11 protein-coding genes are annotated in these 14,149 nt (G+C 72.3%); 3 read left to right on the top strand and 8 right to left on the bottom strand.

Annotated elements, in window-relative coordinates; genetic code table 11:
* Positions 1 to 127 precede the first annotated feature (127 nt).
* The 4 genes from DAI20_RS12140 to DAI20_RS12125 form a co-directional block, all read right to left on the bottom strand.
* Complete coding sequence (locus tag DAI20_RS12140) at positions 128 to 1,117, bottom strand: epimerase (protein ID WP_108251156.1); 990 nt, start codon at positions 1,115 to 1,117, stop codon at positions 128 to 130.
* Between the two features lie 44 nt (positions 1,118 to 1,161).
* Entirely contained in the window at positions 1,162 to 2,421 is a 1,260-nt protein-coding gene (locus tag DAI20_RS12135) for an amidohydrolase (RefSeq protein WP_108251154.1), read from the bottom strand.
* A 145-nt stretch (positions 2,422 to 2,566) separates the two neighbouring features.
* Entirely contained in the window at positions 2,567 to 3,076 is a 510-nt protein-coding gene (locus DAI20_RS18985; protein WP_240606056.1) for a DUF4190 domain-containing protein, read from the bottom strand.
* A gap of 134 nt (positions 3,077 to 3,210) precedes the next feature.
* Entirely contained in the window at positions 3,211 to 4,377 is a 1,167-nt protein-coding gene (locus DAI20_RS12125; RefSeq protein ID WP_108251711.1) for a pyridoxal phosphate-dependent aminotransferase, read from the bottom strand.
* A 46-nt stretch (positions 4,378 to 4,423) separates the two neighbouring features.
* Here DAI20_RS12125 and DAI20_RS12120 point away from each other — a divergent pair, with 46 nt between their 5' ends.
* From DAI20_RS12120 to rpsT, 3 genes are all read left to right on the top strand, one after another.
* A complete protein-coding gene (locus DAI20_RS12120) occupies positions 4,424 to 5,188 on the top strand; it encodes an alpha/beta fold hydrolase (RefSeq protein ID WP_108251152.1) in 765 nt (254 codons plus the stop codon).
* A 179-nt stretch (positions 5,189 to 5,367) separates the two neighbouring features.
* Positions 5,368 to 5,841 carry an NUDIX hydrolase gene (locus DAI20_RS12115; RefSeq protein ID WP_108251150.1) on the top strand — a complete coding sequence of 158 codons (474 nt, stop codon included), beginning with the start codon at positions 5,368 to 5,370 and terminating at the stop codon, positions 5,839 to 5,841.
* Between the two features lie 172 nt (positions 5,842 to 6,013).
* Complete coding sequence (gene rpsT / locus DAI20_RS12110; RefSeq protein WP_108251148.1) at positions 6,014 to 6,280, top strand: 30S ribosomal protein S20; 267 nt, start codon at positions 6,014 to 6,016, stop codon at positions 6,278 to 6,280.
* Between the two features lie 154 nt (positions 6,281 to 6,434).
* Here the strand turns inward: rpsT and holA are convergent, their stop codons facing one another.
* The 4 genes from holA to leuS form a co-directional block, all read right to left on the bottom strand.
* The gene (holA, locus tag DAI20_RS12105; protein WP_108251146.1) at positions 6,435 to 7,454 is read right to left on the bottom strand and encodes a DNA polymerase III subunit delta; all 1,020 of its coding nucleotides are present in this window, start codon (positions 7,452 to 7,454) and stop codon (positions 6,435 to 6,437) included.
* A gap of 342 nt (positions 7,455 to 7,796) precedes the next feature.
* Entirely contained in the window at positions 7,797 to 10,253 is a 2,457-nt protein-coding gene (locus DAI20_RS12100) for a ComEC/Rec2 family competence protein (RefSeq protein ID WP_108251143.1), read from the bottom strand.
* Positions 10,250 to 11,056 (bottom strand): helix-hairpin-helix domain-containing protein, encoded by an 807-nt coding sequence (locus tag DAI20_RS12095; RefSeq protein ID WP_240606055.1) that lies wholly within the window; start codon positions 11,054 to 11,056, stop codon positions 10,250 to 10,252. The genes DAI20_RS12100 and DAI20_RS12095 overlap by 4 nt, the downstream gene beginning before the upstream one ends.
* Before the next feature lie 334 nt (positions 11,057 to 11,390).
* Positions 11,391 to 13,955, bottom strand: a complete 2,565-nt coding sequence (gene leuS, locus DAI20_RS12090; RefSeq protein WP_240606054.1) for a leucine--tRNA ligase — start codon at positions 13,953 to 13,955, stop codon at positions 11,391 to 11,393.
* Positions 13,956 to 14,149: the final 194 nt, after the last annotated feature.

Raw genomic sequence — 14,149 nt, 5'->3', positions numbered from 1 at the left:
GCGGGCTGAAACACACGGTCCCCGAGCCTGCCGAAGGGACGGGACCGGGCCCCCGAGGCACGGAGCGTCGCTTCGACAAGCTCAGCGACCGTGGCTCAGCGACCGTGGGCCGGTTCGGCGAGCGGGGTCAGCGGCGCACGATGTCCCGGATCGCCGGCTCCAGCCGCGGGTGGCGGAAGACGTAGCCCGCCTCGGTCAGCCGCTCGGGCAGCACCCACCGGCTCTTGAGCACCAGTTCGGACTCCGAGCGCAGCACGAACATGCCGAGCTCGAGCATCCAGCGGAAGGCGGGCAGGCCCACCGGACGCCGGGTGACCCGCCGCAGGATCGCCATCAGCGTGCGGTTGTCCTCCGGGTTCGGGGCCGACACGTTGACCGGCCCCTCGAGCTCCGGGTGGTCACGGACGAACCGCACGATCCCGAGCACGTCCTCGATGTGCACCCAGCTGAAGCGCTGGCGGCCGCGCGTCGGCGCGTACCGGTGGAAGGTGCCGGCCCGGCGACGGGCTCGCGTCGCGAACCAGGGACCGTCGAGCTGCGGGCCGCCGAGTCCGAACCGGGCCAGGGCGAGCAACGGCGTCAGGGCGGATCCGTTGCCGAGCACGATCGCCATCCGCAGCGCGACCCGCCGGGTGCCGGGCAGCTCGGGCTCGAAGAACGCGCGCTCCCAGCGGCGGGCGACCTCCACGGAGAAGCCGTCGCCGATCTCCCCGGTCGACTCCGTCATCGGGCGGTCGTCGGCGTGGCGGTAGATGGTCGCGGTGCTCGAGTTGATCCACAGTGCGGGCGGCGTCTCGCAGGCGGCGATCGCCTCCGCCAGTTCCCGCGTCGTCTCGAGCCGGGAGCGGAGGATCTCCGCTCGATTCCGGGCCGTGTACCGGCAGTTGACGCTCTTCCCGGCGAGATTCACGACGAGATCGACCCCGTCGAGCAGCCGGCGGATGCCCTCGGGGTCGCCCCAGCGCGCGTCCGGACCGGAGCGGCCGATGGCGAGCACCCGGTATCCCTCGGCCTCGAACTCCCGGCGCAGGTAGGAGCCGAGGAAGCCCGACGCGCCCGCCAGGACGACGCGACGCGCGGATGCCCCCGCGGACGCGCCGAGCTCGGCCGCGCTCACCGGGGCCTCAGCCGGATCAGCGGTACTCGGATCGTCGGCGTCGGTCACAGCCGGCCCTCGGCGGGCTCGGACGTGACGGTCGCCGAGGCGAATCGGCTCGAGCGCTCTACCACGGCGCCGTGGCCGTTCTCCCAGCGGTAGACCTCCGCCCCGTCGATGAAGACGAGCTCGGCGCGCGAGTTCACGTCGAGCGGGTCGCCGGACCAGATCACGACGTCGGCATCGAGGCCCTCACGCAGGGCGCCGACCCGGTCGTCGAGGCGCAGGAAGGATGCCGGGTTCACCGTGATCGCCTCGAGCGCCGTCTGGCGCGGCAGGCCCTCCTTCACGGCGAAGGACGCCTGGTGCACGAGGAAGTTGATGGGCACGACGGGCGCATCGGTCGTGATGGCGACGCGCACGCCGGCCGCGGCCATGGCCACGAGGTTCGGGATGCCGCGGTCGCGCAGCTCGACCTTCGAGCGCGAGGTGAACATGGGTCCGTAGATCACCGGGACGTCGCGCTCGGCCAGAACGTCGGCCAGCTTGTGGCCCTCCGTGCCGTGATTGATCACGAGCCGGTAGCCGAACTCGTCCGCGAGGCGCAGGGCCGTGGCGATGTCATCGTGACGGTGCGTGTGCTGGTCCCAGGCGAGCTCGCCCTCGAGCACCCGGACGAGCGTCTCCTTGGTCAGGTCGCGGGTGAAGGGCTTGCTCTCGGCGGCGGCGTGATCCCGGGCCGCGCGGTAGTCCTGGGCGGCGACGAATGCCTCGCGGAGAACGAGCGCGACGCCGAGGCGGGTGCTCGGCGTCTGCTTCTTCTCGCCGTACACGCGCTTCGGGTTCTCGCCCAGGGCCGACTTGACGCTCACCGCGTCGCTGATCACCTGCTCGTCGATGGTGCGGCCACCCCAGGTCTTGATGGCGACCGTCTGGCCGCCGATGGGGTTACCGGAGCCCGGCTTCACCACGATGGAGGTGATGCCGCCGGACAGGGCGTCGCGGAACCCCTCGTCGTCGATGTCGATCGCGTCGATCGCCCGCACGGCGGCCGTGTTGGGGTTGGTCATCTCGTTCGTGTCGTTGCCGGCGGGGCCGTTGGCCTCCTCGTGGATGCCCACGTGGCCGTGCGCCTCGACGAAGCCGGGCAGCACCCACCTTCCCGCCGCGTCGACGACCCGCGCACCCCCCGGGATCGTCACATCGGTGCCGACGGCGAGGATCCTGCCGTTCTCGAACAGCACGGTGCCGTGCTCGAGCGGAGGACCGGCGACCGGCACGACGGTTCCATGGATGATGGCGGTGAGCGGCGAGGATTTCGTCATCCCTCGAGCGTACGACCGGCTGCCCGCCCGCTCGCGCATGCCCAGCTACCGCTCGCGCATGCCCGCCGCCCGCTTGCGCGCGACACCGCCACGCGGGGAAGGGCCCCCGCCTGGTGACGGGGGCCCTTCGTTGCTCTCGCGGCGACTACAGGAACGCGACGAACGGGAGTGCCGCCAGCGCGGCCACGCCGCCGACGATCAGGGCGACGAGCCAGCCGAAGGCCATGACGAAGCCGAGCACGATGCCCCACGTCGCCCAGGTGCGGCCGCCGGGCTCGCGGTTGCGCGCCATGAAGCCCAGCACGATGGCCGCGACGGGCACGAGCACCGTGGGGCTCAGCACGACGGATGCGACGCCCAGCCAGAAGCTCACGTAGCTGAGCATTTTCTCGCCGAAGGGGGTGGGGTAGCTGCCGGGTCGCGGCTGCGGGGCGGTGTAGCCGGACTGCCCGTAACCGCCCTGCTGGTAGCCGGCGCCGGTGTAGTCGGACTGCGGGTAGCCGGTCTGCGGGTAGCCGGTCTGCCCGTAGCCCGGCTGGCCGTACCCGGACTCGGTGTAGCTGGACTGCGAGGACACCGGCTCGCCGGTGCGCTGGGAGGAGGCCTGGTCAGAGGAGGCGTCGTTGGGGCTGTAGGGGGAGGCTGTCGAGGTCATGACTACAGGCTAGGAATCGCGGGGGGCCGGGACCATGGGGCTATCCCCCGTCGGATGGGCGGGCGGGTCCCCGGATTACTCTTCGGGTCCTGTCGACCGCCGTCGGACATCCCCGCCACGACCGGATGGAACGGTCAGCGTGCGACCGCGTCCACCGCGGCCGGCACCGGCAGCCGGGAGAGCCCCGCGCGCAGGGTCTCGACGTCCGCCGCGAGGCAGATCCGGATCCACCCCTCGCCCGACCTCCCGAAGGCGCGGCCGGGCGCGACCGCCACCCGCTCGGTCAGCAGCAGGCGCTCCGCCCACGCCGACACGTCGCCGTTCGTGGCGTGGGACATGTCGATCCACAGGTAGAAGGCACCGAGCGGCTCCAGGTAGCGGATGCCCCGGTCGTCGAGCATCCGCGTGGCGAGGCGCAGGTTCTCCTCGTAGTGGCCCCTCGCCTCGGCGACGTGGGTCTGGTCGCCCTCGATCGCGGCGACGCCGGCGTACTGAGCCGGGGTGTTCACGCAGCTGATCGCCGCCTCCTGGGCGCTGCGCATGATCGGCGCGAGGCCCGGCGGGGTGACGAGGTAGCCGACCCGGGCGCCGGTGAGCGCGTACGTCTTGGACAGGGAGAAGACGCTGAAGACGCGGTCGTCGGCGTCCAGCGTGCCGACGCTGACGTGCTCGGCCGAGCCGTAGGTGAAGTACTCGTAGACCTCGTCGCTGATGATCCAGAGGTCGTGCCTCCGGGCGAGGTTCACGAGCGACTGGAGCACCTCCCGCGGGAACACGGTGCCGAGCGGGTTCGACGGCGAGTTGATGAGCAGCACCCGCGTGCGCGGAGTGATGAGCCGCTCGAGCTCGTCGAGGTCGGGAAGGAAGCCGCCCTCCGGCCGCAGCGGGTAGTAGACCGGCTCGGCCTGCAGCATCCGGGCGTTCATGGTGAATGTGGGGAAGCCGGGGTCGGGCAGCAGGATCTCGTCGCCCGCCCCGAGGGTCAGGCTCATGGCCTGGTAGAGGGCCTGCGACGCGCCGATGGTCACCCAGACCTGCTCGCGGTCCACGACGAGCCCGTTGACCCGTGCGAGCTTCTTCACGATGGCCGCGCGGAGCGGCGCGATGCCGCCGTTCGGGCCGTAGTTGGTCTCGTCGGCGGCCCACGCGTCGATGGCGGCGCGGGTGATGTGCGGCGCGACGGGCACGTCGGGCTCCCCCACGCTGAGCGCGATCACGTCGTCGAGCTCGAACGACAGCTCCAGGATGCGGCGGATGCCCGACGGGGGCACGGAGGCGATGTGCGAGGCGAGTTCCGGCATGAGAACCACAGGGTATCCGACCGGCTCTCTTGGCTACGATCGGGGGATGCCCGCCCCGGTCGTCCTCGTGCACGGCCTGCGCACGTCCGCGACCATGTGGCGATACCAGGTGGAGCGACTCACGGCCCTCGGGATCCCCGTGCGCACCGTCGAGCTGCCGGGACACGGCACCCGCATCGGGGAGCGCTTCACACTCGAGGGGGCGCTCGCCGCCATCGACGATGCGGTCCGCGAGGCCGCCGACGCGCAGGGAGCGCCGGCGTTCCTGGTCGGCTTCTCCCTCGGCGGCTACCTCTCCCTCCGCTATGCGGGCGCGGCCCACGCGCGGCCCCCGATCCGCGGCCTCCTCGCCGCCAGCTGCGGCACGTCGCCCGCCGTCGCCGTACTGGAGCCCTACCGGCTCGCCGCCAACCTCATCCATCGTCTGCCGGACCGCGGCGCCAGGCTCAACGAGTTCTTCGTGCGCGCCTTCATCCCCCGGCCGGGCGCGGACGACGTGCTCGCGGGTGGCGCGGCGCTCGACGTGATGGACGACGTGCTCCGGGCGCTGCGCGGGCTGGCGCCGACGACCAGCGTGCGCAGGATCACGGTGCCGATCTGGTTCGTGAACGGACAGTTCGACCACTTCCGCCTGCAGGAGCGTCGCTTCGTCCGCGCGGCCCGAGATGCCCGCCTCGTCCACATCCCGGGGGCGAACCACATGGTGAGCGTCACCCGCCCGGTCGAGTTCACCGACGTGCTCCTCCGCGCGCTCGCAAACACCGGGGGCGCCGTGCCGCCGCGGCCGAGCGCGCCGCAGGGACACCCGTGAGCGCGCTGATGCCGGGAGCGCGTGACCGTGATGGCGTGATGCCGTGAGGGCGTGAATGCCGACGCTCTGATGCCCTGACGCTGTGGCGCCCTGACCGACGAGGCCGATCCCCACCAGCCGCTCTGATCACACCAGCCGCCCTTGATCCCCGAACCCCCGATGCCCGAGGAGCCTCCCCGATGCCGATCCCGCCCTTCATCGTCGCCCTGCGCGAGCACATCGGTCATGCCCCGCTCTGGCTGCTGGGCACGACCGCGGTGATTCTGAACGAGGACGCGGATCGCGTGCTGCTCGCCCGGCGGGCGGACACCGGGCGGTGGGCGCCGATCAGCGGCATCGTCGAACCCGGCGAGCATCCGGGCTCGACCGCGCGGCGGGAGGCGCTGGAGGAGGCGAGCGTGCACGTCGAGGTGGAGCGCCTCGTCGAGGTGACCGTGACGGACCAGTACGAGTACCCGAACGGCGATCGTGCCCAGTACCTGAACCACACCTTCCGCTGCCGCTACCTCTCGGGCGAGCCGCGCGTCGGCGACGACGAGAACCTCGAGGTCGCCTGGTTCGACGTGCACGATCTGCCCGTCATGAACGAGGAGGGCCGCGCCCGCATCCGGGTCGCCCTGCTCGACGAGCCGGAGACCCGCTTCGTCTCCTGACGCCGCTCCCGCGTGTCCCGGTGCGCGATTGCCCGTTTCTTCCGCCGGCTGGTAATGTTGTTGGTTGGCTTGCGTGTGGATGTGTACATCCCACGATCTCGCCGCGAGGCGCCCTCTCTCGCTGAGCGGCACAGGTACTTACCCATTCACACGAACGAAAGACGATATTCACGTGGCAAACATCAAGTCGCAGATCAAGCGCATCAACACCAACAAGAAGGCTCAGGAGCGCAACAAGGCGGTCAAGAGCCAGCTGAAGACGGTCGTCCGCTCCACGCGCGAGGCCATCGCCGCCGGTGACGCCGACAAGGCCGCCAAGGCTCTCGCCCTCGCCGGCAAGCGTCTGGACAAGGCTGTCAGCAAGGGTGTCATCCACAAGAACCAGGCCGCGAACCGCAAGTCGGCCCTCGCGAAGCAGGTCGGCGCGCTCACCAAGTAGTCCGGCTCGACCGGGGCCCCGTGCCCCCGGCGAACAGAAGAAGGCCCCGCTTCGGCGGGGCCTTCTGCTTTGCGGGCGGGCTGGTCGTCAGCGACCGCGCGTCGGGCGGATGCGCCGCGTCCGGCGAGAGCACGGCGTGCTGCAGGTGCCTCGCTCAGTCGGGGGCGCCGCGCCGGGCGATGACGCTCACCATGCGCTCCAGCGCGTACACCGGATCGCGGCCCGCGCCCTTGACGCTGGCGTCCGTCTCGGCGAGAACCTCGATCGCGCGGCCGATGCCCTCGTCGCTCCACCCCGCGAGGTCGCGGCGCGCGCGGTCGACCTGCCACGGGGCCAGGCCGAGCGAGGACGCGATCTGGTTCGCGCCGCCGCGAGCGCCCGAGACCCGGGCCATCGTGCGCATCTTGGTGGCGAACGCGGCGACGACGGGAACGGGGTCCGCCCCGGTCGCGAGCGCGTGCCGCAGCAGGATGAGGGCCTCGCCCATCCTGCCGGCGAGGGCCGCATCCGCGACCTTGAACGCGTTGGTCTCGACGCGCCCGCCGTAGTACTTGTCGACGGTCGCCTCGGTGATCTCGGCGGCGGAGTCGGAGATCAGCTGCTGGCAGGCGGAGGCGAGCTCGCTGAGGTCGTCCTGGAAGGCCGCGACGACGGCGCGCAGCGCGCTCGGCGTGATCTTCCGCCTGGCCGTGCGGAACTCGGCGACGGCGAAGTCGAACTTCTCGCTGTCCTTCTTGAGCTCGGTGCACACGACCTCGATGCCACCGCCCGCTCCGCCGCGGATCGCGTCGAGCAGCTTCTTGCCCCGGACCCCGCCGTTGTGCCGGAGGATCACGTAGGTGTCCTCCGCCGGCGCCGCGACGTAGGCCAGCGCCTCGGTGAGGAAGACGTCGTTGCACTTCTCGACGTTCGTGATGCGCAGGAGCCGCGGCTCGCCGAACAGCGACGGGCTCGCGAGCGTCAGCAGCTCGCCGGGCGCGTAGTCGTCCGCGCGGATGTCGCTGACCTCGAGGCTGGGGTCCTCGGTCTTCAGGATGTCGCGCAGCTGCCGCATGGCGCGGTCCGCGAGGAAGGCCTCCGTGCCGGACACCAGCACCACGGGTGCGGGGCGCACCTGATCCCAGGGCAGCTGCGGGATGGCGACGGCCGACTTCGATGACGTTCTCGCTGCCACTGCTCTCCCGTTCCCTCGCACCGCCACCCGACGTTCCCGGGTCGACCGCACCTCCAAGGGTGCCATGCCCCACCGACCCTCCCGCACCGCGCCCGAGGCTCGGCGCCGGTCACGTCCCTTCGACGGGCTCAGGGACCGTGGAAGCGGCTCCCGCGGGCCGGGAATGGTGCCGAGACGCGAGGACCGTGAGCACACGGTCGCTGAGCCTGTCGAAGCGACGCGAGGTGAGCTCCCGTCCCTTCGACAGGCTCAGGGACCGTAGAAGGCTCAGGGAGCGAGGGGGGGCTCAGGGAGCGAGCGTAGAAGTCTCAGGGACCGTAACAAGCGCAGGGACCGCGGGGCTCAGGGAGCGTGGGAGTCCGGGCGCTCGGACCAGACTCGGATGGTGCCCGGGTCGGGGCCGGGGGCGAGGACGGTGAGGCCGCCGCGGTCGGTGCGGAGGACCGCGGTGCCCGCCGAACGCAGGATCGACAGGACCGAGTCGGTCGGGTGCCCGTACGTGTTGTCGGCACCGACCGAGATAATGCCGGCCGTCGCCCTCACGCGGTCGTACAGCCGGGCGCTCTGGTCGGCGGAGCCGTGGTGCGCGACCTTGACGACGTCGACCGGCTCCGGCGAGGCGGTCCGGAGGACGGCGTTCTGCGACTCCTCGCCTAGGTCGCCGAGAAGCAGACCGCTGAGGCAGCCGGTCGAGCAGCGCGCGGGCGCCTCGCACCGCATCGTCACGCTGCCCTCGTTGCCGGTGAGCGTGCGCTCCCCACGGTCGCGCGGCCAGAGCACGGTCCAGTCCAGCGAGCCGAGCCGGCCGAAGAGCCCCGCGGTCGCGACCGTCACATCCGCGCCGTGCGAGCGCAGCCGGTCGACGAGCCGCTTGTCCTCCCGGTTCTCCGTCGGCCCCACCAGCGCGGTGCTCACGCGCCCGAGCACGGCCGCCGCTCCCCCGACGTGGTCGAGGTCGTAGTGGGTGAGCACCAGCAGATCGATGCGGCCGATGCCGAGTCGCCTCAGGCAGGCTTCGAGGGGGTCCGGCTCCGGCCCGACGTCCACCAGGGCGACCTGGGAGCCGGACCGCACCAGGAGGGCGTCGCCCTGACCGACGTCGCAGGCGGCGTACTGCCAGTCGGGCGGCAGGCTGAGCCGGTCGCGCAGGCTCGACCCGGCCAGCGTGCCGACGTAGGCGCCGACCGCCACGACGGTGGAGGCCGCGCACAGCCGACGCACGCGGCGATGCTCGCGGCTCCCGTCGCCCAGCACGGCGACGAGGACCAGCACCGTGACCACGGCGAGCAGCAGAGCGCCGGCACCCCCGTCGAGCCAGGGCACCCGCGCCTCGGGCAGGCGCGAGATCGTGACCGCGACCGCAGAGATCCAGGCGGCCGGCGCCCAGGCCACCGACATCGCGGCCATCGCCACCGGCGGCGCGACCGGCAGGAGCGCGATGGCCAGCATCCCGACGATGGTCGCCACGGGCACGGCCGGCGCCGCGAGGATGTTCGCCGGCACGCCGTACAGGGGCAGGGTCGGGGCGAGCAGGATCAGCACGGGCTGGCACGCCGCCTGTGCCGCGATCGGCAGGGCGACGATCGCGGCGACCGGGGTGGGCAGCACCCGGCCGACGGATCGCGTGAGCGGGCCGGAGAGCACGAGGAGCCCCGCGGTGGCCAGGGCCGAGAGCGCGAAGCCGTAGCTGCGCGCCAGCCAGGGGTCGATGGTCAGCAGCACGATCACCGCGAGGGCCAGGGAGGGCACGCCGTGCAGGGGCCGCCCGGACGCGACGGCAGCCAGGGCGATGCTCGCCATAACGGCGGCGCGGAGCACACTCGGCTCCGGCGTCACGAGCACGACGAAGCCGGCCAGCGCGACGAGGCCGGTCGCGATCCGGACACCGCGGCGGCAGCCCAGCGCGGACGTGACGGCGAGCACGGCCCCGATCACGATCGCGCAGTTCGCCCCGGACACAGCCGTGAGGTGGGTGAGCGAGCTCTGCTTGAGGGCAGCATCCAGCCGCTCGTCCACGGCGGCGGTGTCGCCCACCACGAGACCAGGGAGCAGGTTCCCGCCGTCGCCCGGCAGGCGCTCGGCGGCGGACGAGAAGTCCGCGCGGAGCCGCGACGCCCAGTCGAGCCACCACGGCGGTCCCTCCACCACCTCGGCCCGTCCGCGCACGAACACGAGTAGCGACACGTCGTCCTCCGGTGCGGTGCCTCTCACCGTTCCGTGGACCCTCAGGACCGTGCCGATGGGTGGCGCCACTGTCGATGCCGCCGTCGCCTTCGCGCGGCCCGACCGCGGAGCGTCGCCTCTCCCGGCGGAGCCGAGGAGCCCGCCGGAGGAGAAGAGCAGCACGGGCACGGCCATCGACGCCACGGAGGGGCCCGGTTGGGCGGGGCGGACGGGCGCGGTCGCGAGGAAGGTCGCCCGCGTGCGCTCGCGGGCCATCAGCTCGCCCGAGAGGGATGCGCCCGTGCCGGCGTGGGGCGGACCGTCGATCCGCACGGTCAGCGCCACCGCTCCCCCGGCCTCGATCGCCTCCCGCACCGGTGGCGGACGCCGGGCGGCACCGTGCGCGACGACGGACGTGGCCGTCAGGGCGGCGACCAGCACCACGAGGCACACGATCATCCACCAGTGCCGCATCAGGGGACCGCCCGGCGCGACGAGGACCACGACGACCGCCAGCAGGATCGCAAGGAGCCACAGCCCGACGGCGGTGCCCATCCTCAGGTCGGGCGCCGCCACGAGCAGAAACGCCGTGGCCCACCCGGCCACCGCCGGAATGGCGAGCCGCAGCAGGATCACACCCTCACCCGCTCCCGCAGTCCCTCGAAGGTCCGGTCCCCTATGCCCGGTACCTCGAGCAGGTCCTCCGGCTCGCTGAACCCACCGTTCGCGCTGCGCCAATCGAGGATCCGCTGCGCCAGCCCCGGACCGATCCGAGGCAGCGTGTCCAGGTCGCCCAGGGTCGCCGTGTTGAGGTCCACCACGGCGGGTGGCGCCCCCGTGGCGGCACCGCCCGGGCCGCTCGCCGTCGCCCCGGGCGGCACGACGGCGAGCGGGATCACCTCCCCCACCGCCGGCACGTACAGCTGCTCGCCGTCGGTGACGACGCGGGCGAGGTTGAGCCGCGCCTGATCGGCTGCGGGCGCCAGTCCGCCGGCCGCAGCGACGGCATCGACGGCGCGGGCGCCGGCGCCCAGCTCGAAGAGTCCCGGCGCCGCGACGGCCCCGAGCACGTGCACCAGCACCGGCCTGGCCTGGGCATCGGTCGCCGGCGCTGCTGTGGCACCGGGATCGGCGGGGCCCGCCTCAGCCGGAGGCGTCGGCGAGCCCGGCGCGTTCGGATCCCCCTGTCGCGGTCCCGCCGGCGCCCCGCCCTCGGCCGTCGCCGCGGGCCGCTCAAGGGTCGCGCTCGCCCCCGCCGGGGTCAGCAGCGAGACGAGGACCGCCGCCGCGAGGGCGAGCAGGAGCAGCACGACGACCGCGCCCGCGCCGCGCCTCAGCCGGGCGGCGACACCCGGAGGCACCCACGAGCGATCCTCCGGTCGAGGGAGCATGGGTCGATCCGGTACGGGGTCGACCGGGACCGGGGCGGGGGAATCCATGCCGGGAGGCTAGGAGGCCCGCGCGGTGCGTCGGCGCGAGGGCGGGAGGTCCGTGCGCTGCGGCAGGGGGCGGTCCGCTGAGAGGGAGTGGTGCGTCCCTTCGACAGGCTCAGGGACCGTGGTGGCCGCCGGCCGAGCGCCTCCCGTCCCTGAGGTGGGCAGAGGCCGTGAGCGCCGCGGCGGGGAAGCTTGTGTCCCTTCGACAGGCTCAGGGACCGTAGGTGCCTCGCGTCCCTTCGACAGGCTCAGGGACCGTGGTGCCTCGCGTCCCTTCGACGGGCTCAGGGACCGTGGTGCCCCGCCCCGCTCAGAAGCGGGGCGGGGCGGGGACGGGTCAGGCGGTGGGGCGGGTCGCGATGTTGACGAGGCGCGGGGCGCGCACGATCACGTTCACGATTTCGCGGTCGCCCACCGAGCGGGTGACCGCCGCGGACGCGCGGGCCAGCGACTCGAGCTCCTCGCGGGAGATCTTCGGGCTCACCTCGAGGCGGTCGCGCACCTTGCCGTCCACCTGAACGACCGCGGTGACGCTCGTCTCCACGAGCAGCGTCGAGTCGGCCTTCCGCCAGCCGGCGTACGCCACGAAGCCGGTGCGACCGAGGCGCGCCCACATGTCCTCCGCCGTGTACGGCGCGAACAGGCTGAGCCCCACGGCTACGACCTCGACCGCCTCGCGGACGGCCGGATCCGCGCCGCCGGGGCCGGTGTCGATCGCCTTGCGCACCGCGTTTACGAGCTCCATGAGGCGCGCGACCACGACGTTGAACTTGAAGGCCTCGATGAGTCCGGGCGCATCGGCGAGGAACCGGTGCGTGTGGCGGCGGAGCGCCTCGTTCCCGGTCGCCGGGTCCGCGTCCACCGGGCTCGTCACGGCCTGGGTGAGCCGCCACGCGCGGGCGAGGAACTTGCCGGACGCGGCGGGCGAGACGTCAGCCCAGTCGATGTCGTCCTCCGGCGGACCGGCGAACGCCATCGTGAGCCGCACGGCGTCCACGCCGTGCTCGTCGAGCTGCTCGGATAGCCGCACGAGGTTGCCCTTGCTCTTCGACATGGCCGACCCGTCCATCTGCACCATGCCCTGGTTGAGCAGCGCGGAGAACGGCTCGGTGAAGGTCACGTAGCCGAGGTCGAACAGCACCTTCGTGATGAAGCGCGCGTACAGCAGGTGCAGGATCGCGTGCGTCACGCCGCCCACGTACTGGTCGACCGGGGCCCACTTCTCCGCGTCCTTCGGGTCGAACGCCTTGGTGTCGTCGCCCGGGTTGAGGAAGCGCAGGAAGTACCAGGAGCTGTCCACGAACGTGTCCATGGTGTCCGGGTCGCGCCTGGCCGGGGTGCCGTCGATCGGGTTGGGCACGTTGACCCAGTCCTCCGCGCCGCCGAGCGGCGACGAGCCCTTCGGCCGCAGGTCGAGGCCCTCCGTCGGCGGCAGCACGACGGGCAGCTGATCCTCGGGGACCGGGATCTCCTCGCCGTTCTGGCCGTGGATGATCGGGATCGGCGTGCCCCAGTAGCGCTGGCGCGAGATGAGCCAATCGCGCAGGCGGTAGTTCTTCGCCGGTCGCCCGGTGCCCTCGGCCTGCAGCGTCTCGATGATCCGCTTGATCGCGTTCTGCTTGCTCAGACCGTCGAGGCGCCCGGAGTTGATGAGCCGCCCCTCGCCGGGCAGCGCAACGCCGGTGGCGACCGGGTCGAGCTCGTCGAGCGTCGGGGCCTGCACCTCCGCGTCCGCCTGGACGATCGGGATCGCGCCGGTGGCCGGCTGCGTCGTGTCGACGACGACCCGCACCGGCAGGCCGAACGCGCGGGCGAAGTCGAGGTCGCGCTGGTCGTGCGCGGGCACGGCCATCACCGCGCCGGTGCCGTAGTCGGCCAGCACGTAGTCCGCGGCCCAGATCGGGATGCGCTCACCGTTGGCGGGGTTGATCGCGTAGCGCTCCAGTGGCACGCCGGTCTTCTCCCGGTCGGCCGTCAGGCGCTCGATGTCGTTCGACTTCTGCACGCGCTGCAGGTACTCGCCGAACGCGGCCTGCACCTCGGACGTGGATCCCGCCGCCAGTTCGGCGGCGAGGTCGGAGTCGGGCGCCACGACCATGAAGGTCGCACCGAACAGCGTGTCCGGACGCGTCGTGAACACAGTGACGGGCTCGTCGCGGCCCTCGATCACGAAGTCGACGTCCGCTCCGACCGAGCGACCGATCCAGTTGCGCTGCATGGCGATGACCTTGGAGGGCCACTTGCCCTCGAGCTGGTTCAGGTCGTCGAGCAGCCGGTCCGCGTAGTCCGTGATCTTCAGGTACCACTGGGTGAGCTTCTTCTTCACCACGAGTGCGCCGGAGCGCTCCGAGGTGCCGTCCGGCAGAACCTGCTCGTTCGCGAGCACGGTCTGGTCCACCGGGTCCCAGTTGACCCAGCTGTCCTTCCGGTACGCGAGGCCCTTCTCGTACATCTTGAGGAACAGCCACTGGTTCCACCTGTAGTACTCGGGGTCGCTCGTGTGCAGCACCCGGCTCCAGTCGAACGACGGCGCGTACCGCTTCATCGTGCGCTTCTGCTGGTCGATGTTGTCGTAGGTCCAGCCCACCGGGTCGATGCCCCGCTTGATGGCGGCATTCTCCGCGGGCAGGCCGAACGAGTCCCAGCCGATGGGGTGCAGAACGTTGAAGCCCTGCTGACGCCAGTACCGGGCGATGACGTCGCCGAGCGCGTACGCCTCCGCGTGGCCCATGTGCAGGTCGCCGGACGGGTACGGGAACATGTCGAGCACGTACTTGCGGGGACGCGAGTCGTCGCTGAGGGTCACGTCGAAGGGACGCTTCTCCTCCCAGATCGGGAGCCATCGGTCCTGGATCGCCCGGATGTCGTATCCGTCGGCGCCGGCGGTGTCGTTCTCTGCCACGTGTCTCGCTTCTCGTCTCGCTGGGGACCGCACCCGGGCCGCCACAGCGGCGGCGTCGAAACGGACGGCGGCGCGGAAGGGCCGCTCGACCACGGCGGGCGCGGACACCAATCGTATCGAGTGGCGCGGGGACTGCAGGACGCCGCCGCCCCTGGCCATCCCCTTATGACTCGCGGCCTCGGCGCGTACGGTGT

The organism is Planctomonas deserti, assembly GCF_003067705.1.
Lineage (GTDB): Bacteria > Actinomycetota > Actinomycetes > Actinomycetales > Microbacteriaceae > Planctomonas > Planctomonas deserti.
The sequence above is the reverse complement of the archived record's forward strand: the minus strand, read 5'-3'. Positions and strand labels throughout refer to the sequence as shown.